This is a genomic window from Streptomyces niphimycinicus (assembly GCF_018883605.1).
GTDB lineage: Bacteria > Actinomycetota > Actinomycetes > Streptomycetales > Streptomycetaceae > Streptomyces > Streptomyces niphimycinicus.
In genome coordinates, this window is record NZ_JAHLEM010000369.1 from 1 (window position 1) to 23,245 (window position 23,245).

21 protein-coding genes and 1 pseudogene are annotated in these 23,245 nt (G+C 68.8%); 11 read left to right on the forward strand and 11 right to left on the reverse strand.

Annotated elements, in window-relative coordinates:
• Positions 1-203, reverse strand: a 203-nt coding sequence (locus KN815_RS29255) for a hypothetical protein (RefSeq protein ID WP_216344895.1), incomplete at its 3' end; no start/stop codon positions are given.
• A gap of 357 nt (positions 204-560) precedes the next feature.
• Here KN815_RS29255 and KN815_RS29260 point away from each other — a divergent pair.
• From KN815_RS29260 to KN815_RS29270, 3 genes are all read left to right on the forward strand, one after another.
• Entirely contained in the window at positions 561-1,277 is a 717-nt protein-coding gene (locus KN815_RS29260) for a PadR family transcriptional regulator (RefSeq protein WP_216344896.1), read from the forward strand.
• 49 nt (positions 1,278-1,326) lie between these two features.
• Positions 1,327-2,409: an inositol-3-phosphate synthase gene (locus KN815_RS29265; RefSeq protein ID WP_216344897.1), complete on the forward strand. Its 1,083-nt coding sequence runs from the start codon at positions 1,327-1,329 to the stop codon at positions 2,407-2,409.
• 84 nt (positions 2,410-2,493) lie between these two features.
• On the forward strand, positions 2,494-3,852 hold the full coding sequence (locus tag KN815_RS29270) for an MFS transporter (RefSeq protein ID WP_216344898.1): 1,359 nt from the start codon (positions 2,494-2,496) through the stop codon (positions 3,850-3,852).
• Here the strand turns inward: KN815_RS29270 and KN815_RS29275 are convergent.
• A complete protein-coding gene (locus KN815_RS29275; RefSeq protein ID WP_216344899.1) occupies positions 3,837-5,327 on the reverse strand; it encodes a CCA tRNA nucleotidyltransferase in 1,491 nt (496 codons plus the stop codon). The two genes, KN815_RS29270 and KN815_RS29275, sit on opposite strands and share 16 nt — an antisense overlap.
• Before the next feature lie 181 nt (positions 5,328-5,508).
• On the opposite strand from KN815_RS29275, the gene KN815_RS29280 reads away from it, so the two are divergent.
• The 7 genes from KN815_RS29280 (at position 5,509) to trxA (ending at position 15,290) form a co-directional block, all read left to right on the forward strand.
• Positions 5,509-7,875, forward strand: coding sequence for a DUF6049 family protein (locus tag KN815_RS29280; protein ID WP_216344900.1), 2,367 nt, complete (start codon positions 5,509-5,511; stop codon positions 7,873-7,875).
• Between the two features lie 48 nt (positions 7,876-7,923).
• A complete protein-coding gene (gene murJ, locus KN815_RS29285) occupies positions 7,924-10,275 on the forward strand; it encodes a murein biosynthesis integral membrane protein MurJ (RefSeq protein WP_216344901.1) in 2,352 nt (783 codons plus the stop codon).
• A gap of 110 nt (positions 10,276-10,385) precedes the next feature.
• The gene (locus KN815_RS29290; protein ID WP_216344902.1) at positions 10,386-12,101 is read left to right on the forward strand and encodes a protein kinase family protein; all 1,716 of its coding nucleotides are present in this window, start codon (positions 10,386-10,388) and stop codon (positions 12,099-12,101) included.
• A gap of 36 nt (positions 12,102-12,137) precedes the next feature.
• Positions 12,138-12,827 (forward strand): RNA polymerase sigma factor SigM, encoded by a 690-nt coding sequence (sigM, locus tag KN815_RS29295; RefSeq protein WP_119990052.1) that lies wholly within the window; start codon positions 12,138-12,140, stop codon positions 12,825-12,827.
• Positions 12,824-13,813 (forward strand): RsmA family anti-sigma factor, encoded by a 990-nt coding sequence (locus tag KN815_RS29300; protein ID WP_216344903.1) that lies wholly within the window; start codon positions 12,824-12,826, stop codon positions 13,811-13,813. The genes sigM and KN815_RS29300 overlap by 4 nt, the downstream gene beginning before the upstream one ends.
• A gap of 154 nt (positions 13,814-13,967) precedes the next feature.
• Positions 13,968-14,918, forward strand: a complete 951-nt coding sequence (gene trxB / locus KN815_RS29305) for a thioredoxin-disulfide reductase (protein ID WP_216344904.1) — start codon at positions 13,968-13,970, stop codon at positions 14,916-14,918.
• A gap of 42 nt (positions 14,919-14,960) precedes the next feature.
• Positions 14,961-15,290 (forward strand): thioredoxin, encoded by a 330-nt coding sequence (trxA, locus tag KN815_RS29310; protein WP_014061966.1) that lies wholly within the window; start codon positions 14,961-14,963, stop codon positions 15,288-15,290.
• A 75-nt stretch (positions 15,291-15,365) separates the two neighbouring features.
• On the opposite strand, the gene KN815_RS29315 is transcribed toward trxA, so the two are convergent.
• The 9 genes from KN815_RS29315 to rpmH all read right to left on the reverse strand — a co-directional run bounded on the left by KN815_RS29315 (position 15,366) and on the right by rpmH (position 22,121).
• Positions 15,366-15,983, reverse strand: a complete 618-nt coding sequence (locus KN815_RS29315; protein WP_216344905.1) for a GNAT family N-acetyltransferase — start codon at positions 15,981-15,983, stop codon at positions 15,366-15,368.
• Positions 15,984-16,314: 331 nt separating this feature from the next.
• Positions 16,315-17,457: a ParB/RepB/Spo0J family partition protein gene (locus KN815_RS29320; protein WP_216344906.1), complete on the reverse strand. Its 1,143-nt coding sequence runs from the start codon at positions 17,455-17,457 to the stop codon at positions 16,315-16,317.
• Positions 17,454-18,539: a ParA family protein gene (locus KN815_RS29325; RefSeq protein WP_078505641.1), complete on the reverse strand. Its 1,086-nt coding sequence runs from the start codon at positions 18,537-18,539 to the stop codon at positions 17,454-17,456. The genes KN815_RS29320 and KN815_RS29325 overlap by 4 nt, the downstream gene beginning before the upstream one ends.
• 226 nt (positions 18,540-18,765) lie before the next feature.
• A complete protein-coding gene (gene rsmG / locus KN815_RS29330) occupies positions 18,766-19,479 on the reverse strand; it encodes a 16S rRNA (guanine(527)-N(7))-methyltransferase RsmG (protein WP_078642436.1) in 714 nt (237 codons plus the stop codon).
• A gap of 111 nt (positions 19,480-19,590) precedes the next feature.
• On the reverse strand, positions 19,591-20,100 hold the full coding sequence (locus tag KN815_RS29335) for a Jag family protein (protein WP_059143744.1): 510 nt from the start codon (positions 20,098-20,100) through the stop codon (positions 19,591-19,593).
• Positions 20,101-20,115: 15 nt separating this feature from the next.
• Positions 20,116-21,258 carry a membrane protein insertase YidC gene (gene yidC / locus KN815_RS29340; protein ID WP_216344907.1) on the reverse strand — a complete coding sequence of 381 codons (1,143 nt, stop codon included), beginning with the start codon at positions 21,256-21,258 and terminating at the stop codon, positions 20,116-20,118.
• A 3-nt stretch (positions 21,259-21,261) separates the two neighbouring features.
• Positions 21,262-21,579, reverse strand: a complete 318-nt coding sequence (yidD, locus tag KN815_RS29345; RefSeq protein ID WP_216344908.1) for a membrane protein insertion efficiency factor YidD — start codon at positions 21,577-21,579, stop codon at positions 21,262-21,264.
• Positions 21,576-21,959 carry a ribonuclease P protein component gene (gene rnpA / locus KN815_RS29350; protein WP_079059322.1) on the reverse strand — a complete coding sequence of 128 codons (384 nt, stop codon included), beginning with the start codon at positions 21,957-21,959 and terminating at the stop codon, positions 21,576-21,578. The genes yidD and rnpA overlap by 4 nt, the downstream gene beginning before the upstream one ends.
• Positions 21,960-21,983: 24 nt before the next feature.
• Entirely contained in the window at positions 21,984-22,121 is a 138-nt protein-coding gene (gene rpmH / locus KN815_RS29355) for a 50S ribosomal protein L34 (protein ID WP_009716483.1), read from the reverse strand.
• Positions 22,122-22,558: 437 nt separating this feature from the next.
• Here rpmH and KN815_RS29360 point away from each other — a divergent pair.
• A pseudogene (locus KN815_RS29360) lies at positions 22,559-23,245 on the forward strand (chromosomal replication initiator protein DnaA); the annotation flags it as partial.

The window sequence follows — 23,245 nt, forward strand, 5'->3', positions numbered from 1 at the left end:
CGGCCGCCGCCGCGCTGTGCGGCGCGGCGGGCCGCCGCGCGGCCGCCATAAGGACGCTCTTCCCCCTGGGGGGTGGCGTCCGACCCGGCTGCGGCGTTGTGCGTCGGTGCTGCGCGGCGGCCGGACGACTGCTGTCCGGCTCGCCGGGCCGCTGCTCGTCCGCCGCCTTGGGGCTGCGGCGGTTTGCGACGGTGCTCGCTCATGGAACGACTTCTCCTCGGGCAGGCGCTATCGCCTGAAAGCGGCAGATGGCTTCCGGTCCCCCCAATGTGCGATCCGGTCGCACCAGGCAACCGGACGCACTGCATCCGGGACGAGGACGCATCGCGGCGTCACTTGGTTCCCATAGGTCTGCATGGCGAACAGAGTACGCACGGTCAAAACCCGCCCAGCCGCCACCTTCACTCCATAACCGTCAGATTGAATGCCACGAATTGATGATGTGACGGCGTTCACCGTGGGCCCTCTTGTCCCGCCGCAGGCACGGATCTATCGTCTTGATGTATCGAGTCGATACATCAGCTCGGCATAGCGGGCTCGAAGGAGAGGGGAGGCGGGGAATGAGCAGACGCTCCGGCGTCCTGGAGTTCGCCGTCCTCGGCCTGCTGCGCGAGTCCCCGATGCACGGATACGAGCTGCGCAAGCGGCTCAACACGTCACTCGGGGTGTTCCGCGCGTTCAGCTACGGCAGCCTCTATCCCTGCCTCAAGACGCTGGTCTCCAACGGCTGGTTGATCGAGGAATCCGGCAGCGCCTCCCAGGACGCCCTCGCGGCGCCCCTCTCCGGCCGCCGGGCCAAGATCGTCTACCGGCTCACGGCGGCGGGAAAGGAGCGGTTCGAGGAGCTGCTCGCCCACACCGGGCCGGACGCCTGGGAGGACGAGCACTTCGGCGTCCGTTTCGCCTTCTTCGGCCAGACGTCACGAGACGTTCGGATGCGGGTACTCGAAGGGCGGCGCAGCCGCCTGGAGGAGCGCCTGGACAAGATGCGCGCCGCCATGGCCCGCACCCGCGAGCGGCTGGACGACTACACCCTTGAGCTACAGCGGCACGGGATGGAGTCGGTGGAGCGCGAGGTCCGCTGGCTGAACGAGCTGATCGAGAGCGAGCGGGCCGGGCGCGACCAGCGCGACGGCACCGCCGGGCAGGACCGGGCGATCGAGCGGGATGAGGACCGGCCGCCACAGCAGGAGCAGGACCAGTCAGGAGATGCGGACGGCCCGCCCCGGCACCGGGGTGGATCCCGGCCGGATCCGTCCGATGACACCACCAAGTGAGGCCCGGCAGCCGCGGGGCCTCATCCAGTACACACAGGGAGCAACCGGAATGGGTTCGGTTCGTGTAGCCATCGTCGGCGTGGGCAACTGCGCCGCCTCGCTGGTACAGGGCGTCGAGTACTACAAGGACGCCGACCCGGACACCCGCGTGCCGGGTCTGATGCACGTGCAGTTCGGCGACTACCACGTGAACGACGTGGAGTTCGTGGCCGCCTTCGACGTGGACGCGAAGAAGGTCGGCCTGGACCTCGCGGACGCCATCGGCGCCAGCGAGAACAACACCATCAAGATCTGCGACGTGCCGACGACCGGTGTCACGGTCCAGCGCGGCCACACGCTCGACGGACTCGGCAAGTACTACCGCCTGACCATCGACGAGTCCGACGAGGCCCCGGTCGACGTCGTCCAGGTCCTCAAGGACAAGCAGGTCGACGTTCTGGTCTGCTACCTCCCGGTCGGCTCCGAGGACGCCGCCAAGTACTACGCCCAGTGCGCCATCGACGCCAAGGTCGCCTTCGTCAACGCCCTTCCGGTCTTCATCGCCGGCACCAAGGAGTGGGCGGACAAGTTCACCGAGGCCGGGGTGCCGATCGTCGGTGACGACATCAAGTCGCAGGTCGGCGCGACCATCACGCACCGCGTGATGGCCAAGCTGTTCGAGGACCGGGGCGTCATCCTGGACCGCACCATGCAGCTCAACGTGGGCGGCAACATGGACTTCAAGAACATGCTCGAGCGGGAGCGCCTGGAGTCCAAGAAGATCTCCAAGACCCAGGCCGTCACCTCCCAGATCCCCGACCGCGACCTGGGCGCCGACAACGTCCACATCGGCCCCTCGGACTTCGTGGCCTGGCTGGACGACCGCAAGTGGGCGTATGTCCGCCTGGAGGGCCGCGCGTTCGGCGATGTCCCGCTGAACCTGGAGTACAAGCTCGAGGTGTGGGACTCCCCGAACTCCGCTGGTGTCATCATCGACGCGCTGCGCGCCGCGAAGATCGCCAAGGACCGCGGCATCGGCGGCCCGATCCTCTCCGCCTCCTCGTACTTCATGAAGTCGCCGCCGGTGCAGTACTTCGACAACGAGGCGCGGGAGAACGTGGAGAAGTTCATCAAGGGCGAGGTCGAGCGCTGACGCGCATGCGCTGATTCCCGCCGCGTGATCACGGGCCTTCGGGTAATACACCCGGAGGCCCGTGTGGTGTGTGAGGCTGATGTCATGCCTGTTGTGCGTGATCTCCGCGTACTGCTGCAACTGCGTGACTTCCGGCGCCTTCTGGCCATCCGCCTGCTGTCCCAGGCGGCCGACGGCGTCTACCAGGTCGCCCTCGCCACGTATGTGGTCTTCTCCCCGGAGAAGCAGACCTCCGCCGCGGCCATCGCCTCCGCCATGGCCGTCCTGCTGCTCCCCTACTCCCTGCTCGGCCCCTTCGCCGGCGTGCTGCTGGACCGCTGGCGCCGGCGGCAGGTGCTGCTCTACGGCAATCTGCTGCGCTCGGGACTGGCCACCGGAACCGCCGTGCCGGTCCTCGGCCAGGTGCCGGAGTGGCTCTTCTACGTCTCGGCCCTGTCGGTGACGGCCGTCAACCGCTTTGTGCTGGCCGGTCTTTCGGCGGCCCTGCCGCGGGTCGTCGACAGCCAGGAACGTCTGGTCATGGCCAACTCCCTCTCGCCCACCGCCGGAACACTCGCCGCCACGGCCGGGGGCAGCCTCGCCTTCATCGTCCGGCTCTCGGGCCCGGGAGGCACCTCGTCGGACGCGCTGGTCGTCCTGGTGGGCGCCGCGCTCTATCTCATCGCCGGGCTCACGGCCCTGTCGATGGCACCGGGCCTGCTGGGGCCGGATCCCGCGGCCCTTCAGCCCCGCCTCCCCGCGGCCCTGATGAGCACCGCGCGCGGCCTGGTCGCGGGCGTACGCCATCTACTGGAACGCCGGGACCCCACGGTGGCGCTGGCCGCGATGACGCTGATGCGCTTCTGCTACGGGGCCCTCACGGTGACGGTGCTGATGCTCTGCCGCTACGCATGGGCCGACACCGAGTCCGAGGGGCTCGCGCTTCTGGGGCTGGCCGTCGGGGTCTCGGGCGCGGGCTTCTTCACGGCGGCGGTGATCACCCCATGGGCGGTGGCCCGGCTCAGGAAGCCCGCGTCCTCCCGGCCGGACGGCCGGCTCTCCTGGGTGATGGTGTGCGCGGGAAGCGCGGCCCTGCTGGAGCCGGGTCTCGGGCTGCCCTTCGAGCCCGCCCCCATGCTGACCGCCGCGTTCATCCTCGGGCTTGTCACCCAGGGCGCGAAGATCGCCACCGACACCGTGGTGCAGTCCGCCATCGCCGATGACTTCCGCGGCCGGGTCTTCTCCCTCTATGACGTGCTGTTCAACGTCGCCTTCGTAGGAGCCGCGGCGGTCGCCGCGGTGATACTGCCACCGGACGGCAGATCGGCCCCGCTGCTGATCGGTGTGGCGCTGATCTATGCGGCCACCGCACTGCTGGTCAGGTTTCACGTGAAACATGACCGGGAGAACGCCAAGCGGGTCGATGTTTCACGTGAAACCGGAGGCGCTCAGCCCTCCGACTGAGCGTCCCACCACTCCTGGAGCGCGGCGATCACGGTGTCCCGCTCCATCGGGCCGTGCTCCAGCCGCATCTCCAGCAGATGCTTGTACGCCTTGCCGACCTGCGGCCCCGGGGGGATACCGAGGATCTTCATGATCTCGTTGCCGTCCAGATCCGGGCGGATCGAGTCCAGCTCCTCCTGCTCCTCCAGCCGGGCGATGCGCTCCTCGAGGCCGTCGTAAGCACGCGAGAGCGCCATCGCCTTCCGCTTGTTGCGGGTGGTGCAGTCCGAGCGGGTCAGCTTGTGCAGCCGGTCCAGCAGCGGCCCGGCGTCACGGACATAGCGGCGGACGGCGGAGTCGGTCCATTCCCCCGTGCCATAGCCGTGGAAGCGCAGATGCAGCTCGACAAGGCGCGAGACATCCTTGATCAGCTCATTGGAGTACTTGAGCTTCGTCATCCGGTACTTGGTCATCTTGGCCCCCACCACCTCGTGGTGATGGAAGGAGACCCGGCCGTCCCTCTCGAAGCGGCGCGTCTTGGGCTTACCGATGTCATGCAGCAGCGCGGCCAGCCGCAGCACCAGATCGGGGCCCTCGGTCTCCAGGTCGATGGCCTGGTCCAGCACCGTCAGCGAATGCTCGTACACATCCTTGTGGCGGTGGTGCTCATCACGCTCCAGGCGCAGCGCCGGAAGCTCCGGCAGGACGCGGTCGGCGAGCCCCGTCTCCACCAGCAGCCGCAGCCCCTCGCGGGGGTGGTCGGCCAGGATGAGCTTGTTGAGCTCATCACGTACCCGCTCGGCCGAGACGATGTCGATACGGTCGGCCATCGACGTCATCGCGGCGACCACCTCGGGGGCCACCTCGAAGTCGAGCTGCGCGGCGAAGCGCGCGGCACGCATCATCCGCAGCGGATCGTCGGAGAAGGACTCCCCGGGCGTGCCGGGGGTGCGCAGCACCCGGGCGGCGAGATCCTCCAGACCGTGGTGCGGGTCGATGAACTCCTTCTGCGGAAGCGCCACCGCCATCGCGTTGACCGTGAAGTCCCGACGGACCAGGTCCTCCTCGATGGAGTCGCCGTACGACACCTCGGGCTTCCGGGATGTCCGGTCATAGGCTTCTGACCGATAAGTCGTGATTTCAATCTGGAAGCTCTGATCCGACCCGCTTCCTGCGGCCATGTCCTTACGGCAGCCGACGGTACCGAAGGCGATGCCGACATCCCATACCGCGTCCGCCCACGGCCGTACGATCTTCAGTACCTCGTCCGGCCGGGCGTCCGTCGTGAAGTCCAGATCGTTACCGAGCCGGCCGAGCAGCGCGTCCCGTACCGAGCCGCCGACCAGGGCCAGGCGGAAACCGGCCTGCTGGAAGCGCCTGGCAAGATCGTCGGCGACGGGAGAGACCCGCAGAAGCTCGCCAACGGCGCGGCGCTGCACCTGGCTGAGCTCATTGGTCGGCTGCGGGGGTCGGCTGTCATTGTTGGCGTTCGGCACAACAGAACAGGGTACGTGGCCGTGCGTCCCGCAGCCTCCACACCCGATGCGGACCACCACTGCGTAACGATCTTGTGGAGCCATCCACAGCACTTCGCCACAGCGGGCATCGTTACCATTTCGTGGACGCACATTGCGACGACCACTGACGACCTACTGACGACAAGGGACGGGCGAGCGCGTGGCCGATGCGGCAGACCTCCGGGGGACAACTTCCGCTCGCGCCCGACGATGGTTGCGGCGCACAGCGGCCCTGCTCGCCGCGGCGCCGATGCTCGCGGGCCTGACACAGATTCCGGCGGCACCCGCCGCCCACGCGGAGAGCAAGGCCACCGGCTCACGGTCGGTGGACGTCTCCATCACCTCACTGACCCCCACCGCGCCGGGGAAGAGCGACACCCTCACCGTCAGCGGCACCGTCACCAACGAGACCAGGACCACGGTGTCGGGGGCCCGGGTGGGCCTCCGCGTCGGTCCGACCATGGACGGCCGCAGCGCGATCGACACCGCCGCCCACCGCACCGGCTATACGGAGGGCCTCGACGGCACCGAGGTGGACGGCAAATACGCCAAGAAGATCGGCAAGCTGTCGGCCGGCGCCAGCCGTGACTTCTCCCTCTCCATACCGGTGGACCAGTTGCACCTGGGGGAGAACGGCGTCTATCAGCTCGGTGTCTCGCTCACCGGTGGCACCTCCAGTCAGCCCTGGCCGCAGGTGCTGGGCATCGAGCGGACCTTCCTGCCCTGGCAGTCGGGCTCGGCCACGCACAAGTCCCAGCTCACCTATCTGTGGCCGCTGATCTCCGCCACCCATGTGACCGCGCGCACGGACAACGACGAGGACCGCACCCCGATCTTCCGGGACGACCGCCTCGCGAAGGAGCTGGCCCCCGGCGGCCGTCTCCAGCAGATGGTCGCCCTGGGGAAGAACCTCCCCATCACCTGGGTGATCGACCCCGATCTGCTCGCCACGGTCGACGCGATGACCAAGAAGTACGAGGTCCAGAACCCCTCGGGCAAGGGGACCACGGCGGGCCACGGCCAGACGGTCGCCAAGCAGTGGCTGGACGCCCTCCAGAAGGCCGTGGACGGCAAGCAGGTGGTCGCCCTGCCGTTCGCCGACCCCGACCTCGCCTCGCTCGCCCACCGCGGTAAGAACGTCACCGGCACCCTCAGCCACCTCCAGGGCGCCACCGAGCTCGCCTCCACGACCGTGGAGACCATCCTCGGAGTGAAGCCGCGCACGGACTTCGCCTGGCCCGTGGACGGGGCGGTCGACTCCTCGATCGTGGACGTCGCCACCTCCGCGGGCGCCCACAACGTCATCGCCCGCAGCGACAGCCTGCGCGAGACCGGCGGGCTCCCCTACACCCCCACCGCGGCCCGCCAGATCGGCGGCGGCAATACGGCGGTGGTCGCCGACGCACGGCTGTCGACGGCCTTCACCGGCGACATGTCGAAGGCGGAGAACTCCACCCTCGCCATCCAGACCTTCCTGGCCCAGAGCCAGATGTTCAACCTTCAGGCGCCGGACAAGCAGCGCAGCATCGTGGTCGCCCCCCAGCGGACGCCCACCACCAGCCAGGCGCAGGCGATGGCGGCGGCCCTGGAGGGCCTCTCCGGGCAGTGGACGCAGCCGCTGAGCCTGGGACAGGCCGCGAAGGCGAAGCCCGACCCGAGCGCCACCCAGCGGGTGCCGAGCCCCCGCTCCTACCCCCGGTCGCTGCGCGCGCGGGAACTGCCCACCGAGGCGTTCGACAGGATCCAGGAGACCCAGAAGACCCTGGACAATTTCGAGCCGATTCTGACCGCCAAGTACCGGGTGGTCACTCCCTTCGGGAACGCGATCAGGCGCGAGATGTCGACCTCATGGCGCAGCGAGGCGCGGAACGCGGCCGGCTTCCGGCACGACGTGCAGACCTATCTGTCCGGGCTCACCAAGAAGGTGCGCCTGGTCCCCAAGACGGACATGACCCTCTCCGGGCGGAGCGCGACCATCCCGGTGACCCTCCAGAACAACCTGGTGCAGGGCGTCGACCTACGGCTCGTCCTCCGCTCCCAGCAGGGCAACCGGCTGGCGATCAGCGACCCTCAGCTCGTCAATGTGGAGGGCGGCCACAGCCAGTCCGTGAAGTTCGGGACCACGGCCAACGCGAACGGCCCGGTGTGGGTCTCGGCCCAGCTCTACACCCCGGACGGACAGCCTTACGGCCGCGAGATGCTGTTCGAGGTGAATGTCACCGAAATCACGTCGACCGTGATTCTCGTGATCGCCGGCGGTGTGCTGCTACTGGTCCTCGCCGGTGTCCGGATCTACGTCCAGCGCAAGCGAGCGGCCGCCAAGAGCGGTGAAGACGGCGGAGACGGCGGAGACGGGGAAGACGCCGAGACGGCACACGGGCAGGATGAGGACGACAGCGAGGCCCCGGAGACCGACCGGCGTGACCCCGCGCACGCCCTCGTGCCCGAGCAGCCGAGTGACCCGGCGGCGGACACCGGATCGCAAAGCGCTGGCCCGTCCGGCTCGGGTGAGAAAGTGGAGCGTTGAGCAAAGCCGGGGCCGGTCGGCCGCAGCGGACGATGAGGTGGGGTAGCGATGAACGCGCCGTATGACGGTGATGGCCGAGTGCCACCGCCGCCGCAGCCTTCTCCCCACGGCTCCCACGACCCTTACGGACAGGAACCGCACCAGCGCGATCCGTATCTGGGCGACGCCCACCAGGCCCCCCAGGCCGATCCGCGCCAGTCGTACGGCCAGCAGTACTACGCACCGGATCCGTACCTGGACGATGCGTACGCGACGGGCAGCTTCACGCCCTACCCGTATCCGACGCAGGATCGCTACGCCCACGACCCACTGACGGATCCGCTGTACGACCGGCACGCCCCCCAGACACCGCAGCAGGGGGGCTACCAGCAGCCCCCCGCACCGCAGGGCCCCGACCCGCGCGCATGGCACTCCGAGGCCGCTCCCGGCCACCAGGGCGCGGCACAGCAGCCGTACACCGGCGGTCAGGCGGGCACCGGCTATCCGGGCGCCGGCGACGGCTACAGCGCGCCACAGCAGCCGCAGCGGGACGCCTTCGCACATCTCTACCGCGATCAGCAGCCCTATGACCCCCGGGCCGCCCAGGGCCAGGGCTACCAGCAGGGCCCGGAGAACCCCCCGCACGGGCAGGGGCAGGCACCGGTCCCCGGACCGTCGAGGTCCGAGTCCGCCAATGCCGCGGCCGCCGCTCCCACGGTGGCCGCTCCCATCGTGACCGCCCCCGCGGCCGAGCCCGAGCCGGAGAACCCCTCAGCGGGCAAGGGCCGCGCGTCCAGCGTGCTCCAATCCAGCGCGCTGATGGCCGCGGGCACCCTGGTCTCCCGGCTCACCGGCTTCGTCCGGCAGATGGTGGTCCTCGCGGGACTGGGCGCGGCCACCCTCGGCTCCACCTATGCCCTCGCGTACACGCTGCCGACGATGGTGTACATCCTCACCATCGGCGGCGGTCTGAACTCGGTCTTCGTCCCGCAGCTCGTGCGCGCGATGAAGGAGGACGACGACGGCGGCGAGGCGTTCGCCAACCGACTGCTCACCCTGGTGATGGTGGTGCTCGGCCTCCTGGTCGCGGTGACCGTGTTCGCCGCGCCGTTGCTGATCCGCGTGATGTCGCCGACCATCGCGGACAACCCCGCCGACAACGAGGTCGCGGTCACCTTCGCCCGCTACTGCCTGCCCACCATCTTCTTCATGGGCATTCACGTGGTGGTCGGCCAAATCCTCAATGCCCGGGGCCGGTTCGGGGCAATGATGTGGACGCCGGTCCTGAACAACATCGTCATAATCTTCACCTTCGGCCTGTTCATCTGGGTGTTCGGCTCCGCCGGCGGCTCCAAGATGGACACCACCACCATCACCGCCGAAGGCATCCGACTGCTGGGCATGGGCACCCTGCTGGGACTCGTCGTGCAGTCCCTGGCGATGTTCCCGTACCTGCGGGCCACCGGCTTCCGCTTCCGGCCACGCTTCGACTGGCGCGGCCACGGCCTCGGCAAGGCCGCCAAACTGGCCAAGTGGACGGTGCTGTTCGTCCTTGCCAACCAGGCGGGCGTGCTGGTCGTGACCCAGCTCTCCACCGCGGCCGGTGCCGAGGCCGAGAACCAGAACGCGCCGGGCATGAGCTTCGTCGGCTACTCCAGCGCCCAGCTCATCTGGGGCATGCCGCAGGCGATCATCACCGTCTCCGTCATGGCCTCGCTGCTGCCCCGGATCTCCCGGGCGGCCCACGACGGGGACGCCGGAGCGGTCCGCGACGACATCTCGCAGGGGCTGCGCACCTCCGCCGTCGCCATCGTCCCGCTCGCCTTCGGCTTCATCGCCCTGGGCATCCCCATGTGCACGCTGCTGTTCGGCGCCTCCGGCACCGACGCGGCCGTCTCCATGGGCTACATCCTCATGGCGTTCAGCCTCGGCCTGATCCCCTTCTCCGTGCAGTACGTCGTCCTCCGCGGCTTCTACGCCTACGAGGACACCCGCACCCCCTTCTACAACACGGTGATCATCGCCGCCGTCAACGCCGCCGGCTCCGCGCTCGCCTATGTCGTGCTTCCCGCCCGTTGGGCCGTCGCCGGTATGGCGGCCGCCTACGGCCTGGCCTACGCCACCGGCGTGGGCGTGGCCTGGAAGCGGCTGCGCAAGCGGCTGGGCGGCGATCTGGACGGCCCCCGCGTCATCCGCACCTACACCCGCCTCACGGGCGCCAGCATCCCCGCCGCCATCCTGGGCGGCGGCTCGGCGTACGCCATCATGCAGACCCTCGGAATGGGTATCGCCGGCTCTGTAGCGGGTTTGCTGGGCGGCGGTCTTGTTCTTATCGCGGTCTTCTACATTGCTGCGAAACGGATGCGCGTTGAGGAACTGACGGCCATGGTCGGTATGGTGCGCGGACGACTCGGACGCTGATCATTGAGCACAACCATCGTCCGCCACCGTGTGTCGTGCATAGCGGCGGACTGTGGGCACAATTGTCTTGGCTCGGAGTAGGCGCAACGGATGGGGAGGCAGGAACGACGGTGGCGGAACGGAGCACGGCTGCCGTCGACGTGGCCGACAGCGGTGGAGAGGAGCCGCTGACCGCCGAGGCGGGCAAGGCCACGGCCGACGGGGCGGGGACGAAAGAGAAGGTCGGTAAGGGGACGGAGGCCGCGGTCACCGATGAGGTGGGCGCCGCGGCCGAAGCGGGCCCCCTCGAGCTGCACAGCGGTCATAAGTTGGCCAGACGCTACCGTCTGGAGGAGTGCGTCACCCGTCTGGACGGATTCAGCAGTTGGCGTGCCGTGGACGAGAAACTGCGGCGTGCCGTCGGCGTGCATGTCCTGCCCGCCGACCATCCGCGCGCCAGGCCGGTGCTCGCCGCCGCCCGTTCGGCGGCCTTGCTGGGCGACCCCCGCTTCGTCCAAGTCCTCGACGCCGTCGAGGAGAACGATCTCGTCTATGTCGTCCATGAGTGGCTTCCCGACGCCACCGAACTCACCGCCGTGCTGGCCGCCGGGCCGCTCGAGCCGCACGACGCGTACCAGTTGGTCAGCCAGGTCTCCCAGGCCATGGCCGCCGCCCACCGCGAGGGCCTGGCCCATCTGCGGCTGAACCCCGGCTCCGTGCTGCGCACCGAGTCCGGCCAGTACCGCATCCGGGGACTCGCCGTGATGGCCGCCCTGCGCGGTATCAGCGCCGACCACCCGCAGCGCACGGACACCGAGGCGATCGGCGCGCTGCTGTACGCGGCGCTCACTCAGCGCTGGCCGTACGACACCGATGCCTATGGCCTCTCCGGGCTGCCCAAGGGCGTGGGCCTGATCGCCCCCGACCAGGTCCGCGCGGGAGTGCACCGCGGGCTGTCCGAGCTCGCGATGCGCGCGCTGGTCAACGACGGGGCCACCGCCTCTCGTCAGGACCAGCCCTGCACCACCCCCGAGGAGCTGGCCAAGGCCGTCGCGGCCATGCCGCGCATCCGGCCGCCCGAGCCCGCCTACACCCCTTCGCCGGCGTATTCGCGCACGACGTACCAACAGGGCGTGTACGGCCGGCCGCCGAACCGTGGTGGCGCCGCGCACCCGGCCCGCGCGGCCGCTCCCATGCCGCCTCCGCCGCCGTTGCAGAGCCGCACGGGCAAGGCCCTCAAGTGGACCGTCTCCGCCCTGCTGATCGCCGCCCTCGGCCTGGGTAGCTGGCAGCTCGCGGACACGCTCCTCAAGGAGGAGAACAAGTCCGACCCGGGCAAGTCCACGAGCGAGAAGGACGACGGCAAGGGCAAGCAGCCCGTGGGCAAGCCGCTCGACATCGCGAGCGCCACGGAGTTCTCCCCGTTGGACGCGCCCTTCGCCCCGGCCAAGGTCGATGCAGCCGTGGACGGCGACGCGGGCACCGCCTGGGTGACCAAGGAGTTCTGGAACTACCCGAACTTCGGTAACCTGCCCAAACGAAAGCAGGGCAGCGGCATCGTCGTCGACCTCGGCAGCGCCAAAAGCGTCTCGAGTATCGACATCGACTTCTACCGCGCCGGCCAGAAGGTGGAAGTTCTCGCCGCGGACCCCTCCGCCTCCAACCCCACCTCACTCAGCGCCTTCTCCCAGCACCTCACCGATCTGAAGAGCACCGGGAAGAAGCTGACCACCGTTCTCGACAAGCCAGTACGGACGCGTTACGTCCTGGTTCACATCACCGAGCTTCCGGCCAGCACCGCTGATCGCTACCGTGGCGGCATCTCGGAGATCAAGGTCAAGGGCTGACCCTCTACGGTCGGCCGAGAGGGGAGGGGCTCAACGTTGGACGACGCCACCATCGGCGGGGCGAGCGACGGCGAGCTCCTTGCCCGGCATGTCGACGGCGACCCGGACGCCTTCAGCGAAATAGTGCGGCGCCACCGCGACAGACTCTGGGCGGTGGCGCTGCGCACCCTCGGCGACCGTGAGGAAGCGGCCGACGCGGTCCAGGACGCGCTCGTCTCCGCCTACCGCGCCGCACACACCTTCCGGGGCCAGTCCGCCGTGACGACGTGGCTGCACCGGATCACGGTCAACGCCTGTCTGGACCGGGCCCGCAAGGCCGCCTCCCGTCGCACCTCCCCCGTGGACGACACCGAGCGGCTCGAGCAACTTCTGGAACCCCATGAATCAGCCGCCGCTCCCGCCGAGCGCGGTGATCTCCACCGCGAACTGCTCCGGGCGCTGCGCACCCTCCCTCCCGAGCAGCGCGCGGCCCTGGTACTGGTCGACATGCAGGGCTATCCCGTCGCGGAGGCGGCGAAGGTCCTGGACGTTCCGACCGGCACCGTGAAGAGCCGCTGTGCCCGGGGCCGCGCACGACTGCTGCCGCTGCTCTCACATCTCCACCCCAGCGGGAGGGGTAGCTCACCCTCGGGCGGGGGAAGGAACCGGACGCAGGGGACGTCCGTCCCACCGACGGCAGGACCGAACGACACAGATGCCGTGAAGGGCGGAGGTGGGCGAGCGTGACATCCTCGACGGACACGGACGAGCACCCAGAAGTCGCGGAGATCTCCGCACTCACCGAGGGTCTGCTCTCTCCGTCCCGCGCCGTCGATGTGCGCACTCACCTCGCGAGCTGCGTGCTGTGCGCGGACGTATCGACGTCCCTGGAAGAGATCCGCTCCCTGCTCGGGACGCTGCCAGGGCCGGTGCGGATGCCCGCCGACATCGCGGGCCGTATCGACGCGGCGCTGGCCGCCGAAGCGCTTCTCGACGCGACCGCTCCCGAGGCGGTGGCCGATGTTTCACGTGAAACTCCGGAGCCGGACCCGGCACCCACGCCGGTTTCACGTGAAACCGGCGACGGCGCCCCCGCCTCCGACACCGTGAAGCCCGCGTCCAAGTCCTCCACCGCGGCGGACCGGCCCGCCGGCCGCCCGCGTGGGGCCACCGGGCCGGGACGAGGGTCCACCGGGCCGGGACGAGGGTCCACCGGACCCGGCGCCCGCCCGGGCCGCGCCCGCCGCTGGCCCAAGGTCGTCCTCGGCGGCGCCTGCGCCGCGGCGGTGATCGGCATCGGCTCCTTCTTCGTCCAGGGCGGCTCCTCGGGTGAGCACGGCGACGGCGGCACCCAGGCCCATGCCAGCCAGAGCTCCGGGACGTCCAACCTCTCCTCGGGCACGCTCAAGGACCGTGTGCACGAGCTGCTCACCGACCGGAAGTCCAGCGCGTCGAACGGGGTCACCGGGCAGGGCAACTCACCCGATGTGCCGTTGCTCGCCGACGACGACCCGAATGTGCCGTCCTGTGTACAGAGCGGCACCGGCCGCAAGGAACCGGCTCTCGCGGCGCAGCAGGACACCTACGACGGCCAGACCGCCTATATCGTCGTCCTCCCGCACCCCTCCGACAGCTCGCTCGTCGATGCCTTTGTGATCGACGCGTCCTGCGTCTCGGCGTCTCCGACGTCTCCCGGGAAGCTTCTGGTGACCCGGACCTATCCGCGTCCCTGAGCCACACCGCACGCCTCGGGGCCCTGCCTGACAGCGCTCGGGAATGCCTGACCCGTAGGATCCGTTGGGTGGGGTGGCAGCGGAATTCCGGGGGAGCCCGGAGCCGCCCGCCCAGTCAGCAGTCCGGCAGTCGGCAGAGACAAGGAAGACATCCGTGAGCGACGTCCGCAACGTGATCATCATCGGTTCCGGGCCCGCGGGCTATACGGCCGCGCTCTACACCGCCCGCGCTTCCTTGAAGCCGCTGGTCTTCGAAGGCTCCGTGACCGCGGGTGGTGCCCTGATGAACACCACCGATGTGGAGAACTTCCCCGGCTTCCGGGACGGGATCATGGGCCCCGACCTGATGGACAACATGCGGGCTCAGGCCGAGCGCTTCGGCGCCGAGCTCATCCCGGACGATGTGGTCGCGGTCGACCTCACCGAGCAGATCAAGACCGTCACCGACTCCGCCGGTACGGTCCACCGCGCCAAGACCGTCATCGTGACCACCGGCTCCCAGCACCGCAAGCTGGGGCTGGCGCGCGAGGACGAGCTCTCCGGCCGCGGTGTCTCCTGGTGTGCCACCTGTGACGGGTTCTTCTTCAAGGACCAGGACATCGCCGTCATCGGCGGCGGGGACACGGCCATGGAGGAGGCGACCTTCCTGTCGCGGTTCGCCAAGTCGGTCACGGTGGTCCACCGCCGGGACACCCTGCGCGCCAGCAAGGCGATGCAGGAGCGGGCCTTCGCCGACCCGAAGATCTCGTTCATCTGGGACAGCGCGGTCGAGGAGATCCACGGCGACGGCAAGCTCTCCGGTCTCACCCTCCGCGATGTCAAGAAGGACGAGACCTCGGAGCTGCCGGTCACCGGACTGTTCATCGCGATCGGTCATGACCCGCGCACCGAGCTGTTCAAGGGCCAGCTCGCCCTGGACGACGAGGGCTACCTCAAGGTGGATGCGCCCACCACCCGGACGAACCTGCCCGGTGTCTTCGCCGCGGGCGATGTCGTGGACCACACCTACCGTCAGGCGATCACCGCGGCCGGCACCGGTTGCTCGGCGGCGCTGGACGCCGAGCGGTACCTCGCCTCGCTGGGCCAGGGCGACGCCACCGTCTGACTTCGCTTCCCACCCCTGCACCAACTCACTAAGGAGATTGCCATGGCCGGTGCCACGGTCACCGTGACGGACGCCGACTTCGAGGAGAAGGTCCTCAAGAGCGACAAGCCGGTACTCGTCGACTTCTGGGCCGCCTGGTGCGGTCCGTGCCGCCAGATCGCCCCCTCGCTGGAGGCCATCGCGGCCGAGCACCCCGACAAGATCGTCATTGCCAAGCTCAACATTGACGAGAACCCGGCGACGGCCGCCAAGTACGGCGTGATGTCCATCCCGACGCTCAATGTCTACCAGGGCGGCGAGGTCGCCAAGACCATCGTCGGCGCCAAGCCCAAGGCCGCCATCGAGCGCGACCTGGCCGACTTCATCGGCTGAGCGAACCACGCGGCGCGCTGATGCGCGAAGGGGCTGCCCATGGGGCAGCCCCTTTCGTGCTTCACGTGGAACTCGCTATAGCGGCCGAAGCGCGGGCTCCTTCTGGACGGCGCCGAGCAGCCGGTCCAGCGCCAGCTCGACATCCTCCTTCCAGGAGATCGTCGTCCTCAGCTCGAGCCTCAGCCGGGGATAGCGCGGATGCGGCCGGACGGTCTTGAAGCCCACGGCCAGCAGATGATCGGCGGGCAGCACACACGCCGGTTCCTTCCAGGAGGCGTCTCCGAACGCCTCCACCGCCTTGAAGCCCCGGCGGATCAGATCCTTGGCGACGGTCTGCACCATCACCCGGCCCAGCCCCTGCCCCTGGTATCCGGGCATCAGCCACGCCGTCATCAACTGAACGGCATCCGCCGCGACCGGACTGGTCGGGAAGGCCGTGGAGCGCGGCACATACGCCGGAGGCGCGTACAGCACAAAGCCCACCGGAACCTCATCGACATAGACCACCCGGCCGCAGGATCCCCACTCCAGCAGCACGGCCGAGATCCATGCCTCCTTCTCCAGCTCCGGCCGGCCGGCCCTTACGGCTGCCTCGCCGCTGACCGGATCGAGCTCCCAGAAGACACAGGCGCGACAGCGCTTGGGGATGTCCGGGAGGTTGTCCAACGTGAGCGGTACGAGCCGACGCCCCATGAAGCCAGTCCTTCACTTCCGTGGCCAGCCGCGCCACGGGCGGCTGACAGCGCACTACGCTCCCTGAGCAGACTGCCGACGAAGCCGCCGACAGCTCCCAGGCCCAATCCTGTGGCCACCAGTCCGGTGCGGCTCACCGATCGCATGGCCCTGCCCTGTACATGCGGCGCCTCCACCTGGATCCGCCCTGCCTGATCGCATCGTATCCGTGCCGAGATTGCACCGATACCGCCCTTGAGCAAACAGCGGGTCGTGTTCCGACCATGTCGGCACACGACCCGCCCCGCACTGCCCTTCCGTACGGCATCGACACGGCCGCACGGACAGCGCCTCACTCGTCCTCGTCCTCCGCCCCGCCCTCCGCGGAGAGCGGCTGCTCCAGCACCGGCCCCTCACCGGGAGCCAGCGAGCCGAGGATCCGCTCGAGATCCTCTATCGAGGCGAACTCGACGACGATCTTTCCCTTCTTCTGACCGAGGTCGACCTTCACCCGCGTCTCGAACCGATCGGAGAGACGCGACGCCAGATCCGTGAGCGCGGGGGACACCCTCGCCCCCGCCCTCGGGCTCTTGGTCTTCGTCGTACCACCCGATCGCGATCCCATCAGGGTGACGATCTCCTCCACCGCACGCACCGAGAGACCCTCGGCGACAATGCGATGGGCCAGCCGGTCCTGCTCCTCCGCGTCGTCCACGGAGAGCAGCGCCCGCGCATGGCCCGCGGAGAGGACCCCCGCCGCCACCCTGCGCTGAACCGACGGGGAGAGCCTCAGCAGCCGCAGCGTATTGGAGACCTGCGGACGTGAGCGCCCGATGCGGTCGGCCAGTTCGTCATGCGTGCAGTTGAAGTCCTTCAGCAACTGGTCGTACGCCGCCGCCTCTTCCAGCGGGTTCAACTGGGCCCGGTGGAGGTTCTCCAGCAGCGCGTCGAGCAGAAGCTTCTCGTCGTCGGTGGCCCGGACGATCGCGGGGATCTTCTCCAGCCCGGCCTCACGACAGGCCCGCCAGCGGCGCTCGCCCATGATGAGCTCATAGCGCTCCGGCGCCAACTGCCGTACGACGACGGGCTGGAGGAGACCGACCTCCTGGATCGAGGTGACCAGCTCCGCGAGCGCGTCCTCGTCGAAGACCTCACGGGGCTGCCGCGGATTGGGGGTGATGAAGTCCAGCGGCAGCTCGGCGAAGTGCGCCCCGGCCACCTCCTCCGGCATCGCCGCCGGTGCGGCCTCGGGCTCCGCCTCCCGCGGTGCGGGCTCGGGCTCCTGTGGAACGGTGTGCGTCGACAGCGCCGTCACCTTGGCCGCCGCCACTCCACGCTCCTGGGTGAGCACCGGGACCGCGGTCGGTGAGGTGGTGGCCCCGGTCGTCGTGACCCTTCCCGCCCCCGCCGAGGATGCGGCATTGTCCGCCCCCTTCGGCGCGGGAGGGATCAGGGCACCGAGCCCACGGCCCAGTCCTCTGCGTCGCTCACTCACTGAATCCCCTCCTGCATACTGTGCTGGTCGTGCTGGCTGAGCTCGGGCAAGGCATGGACGTGCTGGGCCTCGTAGTGCACGCCGACGCCTCTGAGGGCGATCTCGCGGGCCGCCTCGAGATAGGAGAGCGCCCCACTGGACCCCGGGTCATAGGTGAGGACGGTCTGCCCATAGCTGGGGGCCTCGGAGATACGCACCGATCGGGGAATGCTCGTCCGAAGCACCTCACCGCCGAAGTGACTGCGCACCTCGTCCGCGACCTGGGAGGCCAGCCGGGTGCGGCCGTCGTACATCGTGAGAAGGATCGTCGAGACATGGAGCTTGGGATTGAGATGGCCCCGCACCAGATCCACGTTCCGCAGCAGTTGCCCCAGCCCCTCCAGCGCGTAGTACTCGCACTGGATCGGAATCAGCACTTCGGCACCGGCCACCAGCGCATTGACCGTCAGCAGCCCCAGTGAGGGCGGGCAGTCGATCAGGATGTAGTCCAGCGGCTGCTCATATGCCTGGATGGCCCGCTCCAGCCGGCTTTCCCTGGCCACCAGAGAGACCAACTCGATCTCGGCACCGGCGAGATCGATCGTGGCCGGGGCACAGAAGAGCCCCTCCACATCCGGGACCGGCTGCACCACATCGGACAGCGGCTTGCTGTCGACCAGCACGTCATAGATCGATGGGACCTCGGCATGGTGGTCGATCCCCAGCGCCGTCGAAGCATTGCCCTGTGGGTCGAGGTCGATCACCAGCACCCGCCCACCGTGCAGGGCGAGCGAGGCGGCCAGGTTGACCGTGGTCGTGGTCTTTCCGACCCCGCCCTTCTGGTTGGCCACCACCATCACCCGGGTCTGCTCCGGCCGGGGCAGACCCTCACCGGCGCGGCCGAGAGCTTCTACCGCCAGTTGAGCGGCACGGCCAATAGGGGTGTCGTCCATCGGGGGTGGCGTTTCACGTGAAACATCCTCCCCCGGCGATTCGGTACGGGGGCCGGGGACCGGATCGGTCATCGGCCCCGCGATGTTGGCGTCGGACCGCAAGGATTCACTCTCCTCGACATCAGGCTCGCAATAAGCAGAGCCTGCCATGCTTTTGGGGTCGTGAACCAGCGAGGCCCGTTCTCCTGTGGATGAATCCACGTTCATACGGGGTCGGCGGTCGCGGGGCGAGGCCGCCGCACGACCGCGACTGATGATTCCATGCAGCAGGGAGCGACGTTTCACGTGAAACACGATGCACGGGAGCCCTCGCCGATTGGTCGCGACACTCCGGAATGCGTAGTTTTGCCAGCTTGTATGGAGCAATGCCCTCGGTTCAGGGTCGACGACGCGGTGTCCGGCGAGCGGCCTTGGCCCGCTTCGCGGCGAAGCGCACACCCCCGGGACTCTCCCCGACCTCGACCCGCACCACCGTCGAGGGCGGGTCCACCACTCCCTCACCGACATGCAGCACCGAGGTCTCCACCACCCCCAGCTTGCCGAGCGCGGCCCGGGCCTGCTTCAGCTCCTCCTCGGCGGTGTCGCCCTTCAGGAGCAGCATCTCGCCGTACGGGCGCAGCAGCGGCACCCCCCAGCCGGCCAGCCGGTCCAGCGGGGCCACCGCCCGAGCCGTCACCACATGCATCGGGGTCAGCTTCCCGAGGACCTCCTCGGCACGGCCGCGCACCACCGTCACATGCTCCAGCCCCAGCAGCTCGACCACTTCCCGCAGAAAGTTCGTCCGCCGCAGCAAGGGCTCCAGAAGCGTGATCTGGAGATCCGGCCGGGTCAGGGCGAGCGGAATACCGGGGAGCCCGGCCCCCGACCCCACATCGCAGACGGTGACCTCCTCGGGCACCACTTCGGAGAGCACCGCGCAGTTCAGCAGATGCCGCTCCCACAGCCGCGGCACCTCGCGCGGGCCGATCAGCCCGCGCGTCACTCCCACATCGGCCAGCAGCTCGCCGTAGCGCACGGCCTCCGGAAAGCGGTCACCGAATACGTCCCTTGCCTCGGGGGGCGCCGGGGGGAGCTCCGCTGCTTCCGTCACGGGGACCGTCCTTCCGTACCGAACACTGTGCTGAACGATGATGTAAGGCTGACAAGATTCGGCCCCGTCTGCGTACAGACGGGGCCGTGTGGATCACGATGCGGAACCGCTTCAGACCGGAAGCACGACCACGCAGCGCTGAGGCTCCTCGCCCTCGGACTCGCTGCGCAGCCCGGCGGCGGCAACAGCGTCGTGCACCACCTTCCGCTCGAAGGGCGTCATCGCCTTCAGCTTCACCGGCTGAGCGGTGCCCTTCGCCTCCTCCGCGGCCTTGGTCCCCAGCTCGGTCAGCTCGGCACGCTTACGGGCCCGGTATCCGGCGATGTCGAGCATCAGCCGGCTGCGGTCGCCGGTCTCCCGGTGCACCGCGAGGCGGGTCAGCTCCTGAAGGGCCTCCAGCACCTCGCCGTCGCGGCCGACCAGCTTCTGAAGATCGCGGCTGGTCGAGTCGCTGATGATCGACACCGCTGCGCGGTCGGCCTCGACGTCCATGTCGATGTCGCCGTCGAGGTCCGCGATGTCCAGCAGCCCCTCGAGGTAGTCGGCCGCGATCTCCCCTTCCTGCTCAAGGCGGGACAGGGTGTCGACACCCTCGGCGGCCGGGGTGGTGCCTTCCGTCACGGATGGACTCCTTCGTTACTTCTTGGACGGGTGCTTGGGGCGCTGCTGGCCCTTGCGCTGGCCGGACTTCGCGCCGCGGGAGGAGCCGGAGGCCGAGCCGCCGGCCGGCTTGCCGCCCTGCGCGCCCTTCTTCTGCCCCGCGCCCTGCTTCTGGTCGGGCTTGGCCTCGGCGGACTTTTCCGTGACGGCCGAGGAGTCCGACTGTGCGCCGGCCCTGCTGTGACCGGTGGTGGAGCGTTGCGCCTTGGTCTGGCGCTTGGGCTGCTGACGGTTGGCACGCGCCGTCTCGGCAGCCTCCTTCGCGGCAACCTCGGCCGGCTCCTCTTTCAGCTTGCCGCTGGCCCGCAGCCGCTCCTGGCGGGCCTGGTAGGCGACACTGCCCGGGGTCGGGTTACGGCGGATGACGAACATCTGCTGGCCCATGGTCCAGACGTTGGTGGTCAGCCAGTAGACGAGGACACCGACGGGGAAGTTGATACCGAAGACGGCGAACATGATCGGGAAGACGTACATCAGCATCTTCTGCTGCTGCATGAACGGCGTCTTCACCGTCAGGTCGACGTTCTTGGTCATGAGCTGGCGCTGGGTGAAGAACTGCGACGCCGACATCAGGACGATCATGGTGATCGTCACGATGCGCACATCGGTCAGCGAGGCGCCGAGGGACTCGACCTTCGCGGCCGAGTCCATGAACTTCACCGACAGCGGAGCGCCGAAGATATGGGCGTTCCGGGCGCTGTCCAGCATCGCCTGGTCGGTGATGACACCGACCGGCCGGTTGTTCGCGATGTGGTTGAGCACCTGGTACAGCGAAATGAAGAACGGCGACTGGGCAAGGATCGGCAAGCAGCTAGAGAGCGGGTTGGTCCCCGTCTCCTTGTACAGCTTCATCATCTCTTCGGACTGACGCTGCTTGTCGCTCTTGTAGCGCTCCTGGATCGCCTTCATCTTGGGCTGGAGCGCCTGCATGTTCCGCGTCGACTTGATCTGCTTCACAAAGAGCGGGATGAGGCAGATACGGATCAGTACCACCAGCGAAACGATGGACAGACCCCACGCCCAGCCACTGTCTCGATCAAAAATAAGGCTGTAGAACGAGTGGAACTGGACGATGATCCAGGAAACTACGTCATAAAGAGGACCGAGGATCGTGTCCACGAATCAGGCTCCTTGGGCATTGGGCTGGGTCTCGGGCTGTGCGGCAGGATCCGCAGTCGGATGCCCGCCGAGGCGGTTCCGCAGCCGCTGGTGCCACACCGGACGCTTCCGGGGCGGTACGTGGTCGACGCCACCGAGCGACCATGGGTTGCAGCGCAAGATGCGCCAGGCCGTCAGCGCCGTTCCTTTTACCGCGCCGTGCCGGTCGATGGCCGTGTAGCCATAGTGCGAGCACGACGGGTAGTACTTGCAGACCGGTCCCAGCATCGGGCTGATGGTCCACTGGTACAGCTTGATCAACCACAGCAGCGGGTACTTCATCGCGGCACCCCTCCCAGTAGCCGCTGCACTGCCGTGTCGAGATCGCGGGCAAGCTGGTCGTGACCCGCCTCACCCGCGCCGGGCAGTGCCCGTACGACCACAAGGCTACCTGCGCCAAAACGATCGATGCGGTCCCGCATCAGATGACGCAGTCGCCGCTTCACCAGATTGCGGACGACGGCGCCGCCGACCGCCTTGCTTACGACGAAACCCGCACGCGCCGGAGGAGCACTCTCCCCGGATGCGTGCGGGTCCGTATCACCGCTGGTGAGGCCGGTACGAAGATGCACGACAAGGAGCGGGCGACCGGCCCTGCGTCCTCGGCGTACCGCGGCCGCGAAGTCCTCGCGCCGCCTCAGCCGATGCTCGGTAGGCAGCACGTCATGGACCTTGGATCAGGCTGCTCAGGCCGACAGGCGTCCGCGACCCTTGCTACGGCGGGACGCGAGGATCGCGCGGCCGGCACGGGTGCGCATCCGCAGCCGGAAGCCGTGGGTCTTCGCGCGGCGACGGTTGTTCGGCTGGAAAGTGCGCTTGCTCACTCGGGGGCTCCAGAAATGAATCGGATGGTGGCGGTCTATCGCCTGGCTGTCACCGTGCGCCCACGAGTAGCTCGCAATACGCCCGAGTGCACCGCTTCACGATCACAGGTCATCTCGCCCGTGATCCTTGCCCATCGGAGGCAGGCGGCAGCAGCCATCGACAACTCGACCTGGTTACGGTACGCGCGGTTACGCCATCCGGTCAAACCGGTGGCCGACACCAAGACAGCGCGGTTGCCCTCCCAGCCTAGGGGCAAGGGAACGCGCGGCGACATCGCATGGCACATTTGTACACACCCTGTGGACAACGACTTGAACCGCGCACCCCGGCCTGACTACCGTGGCTGGGCTCCGATTCCTTCACGCCCGTCCCGAGAACCACGCATTCGTGGGACCTGTCGGCGTCCCCCACCCAGCGAGCTGAGAGAGCGTGCCCTGTGGCTGACGTACCTGCCGATCTTGCCGCAGTGTGGCCACGCGTGCTCGAGCGGCTGCTGGGAGAAGGCTCGGGACAGGGCGGACAAGGCGTCGAGGCCAAGGACGAGCACTGGATCAAGCGGTGCCAGCCCCTCGCGCTGGTCGCCGACACCGCGCTGCTCGCCGTCCCCAATGAATTCGCCAAGGGCGTACTGGAGGGCCGGCTGGCCCCCGTCGTCAGCGAAACGCTGAGCCGGGAGTGCGGCCGCCCGATCCGCATCGCGATCACCGTCGACGAGTCCGCCGGCGAACCGGTCGTCCCCCCGCAGGTCCAGCGCGAGCAGCGCGAGTCCTACGAGAACCGCGAGTCCTACGAGAACCGCGAGCAGCGCGAGTCCTATGACGGCTACGACGGCCGGGACGGCTATGGCCGCCAGGCGCCGGACGATCTGCCGTCGGCCCGCCCCGCCTACCCTGGCTACCAGCAGTCGCGCCCCGAACCGGGCGCCTGGCCGCGGCCCCGTGACGACTACGGCTGGCAGCAGCCCCGGCTCGGCGGTTTCCCCGAAAGCGATCCTTACGCCTCCCAGCACGCACCGTCCGGCTATGACCAGCAGCCGTACGACCAGCAGCGGCGCGGCGACTACCGCGGCCCCGGCGCCGAGCGCCCCGGGCCGGGCGGTCCCGGCGGCGGTCCGGGCCTTGGC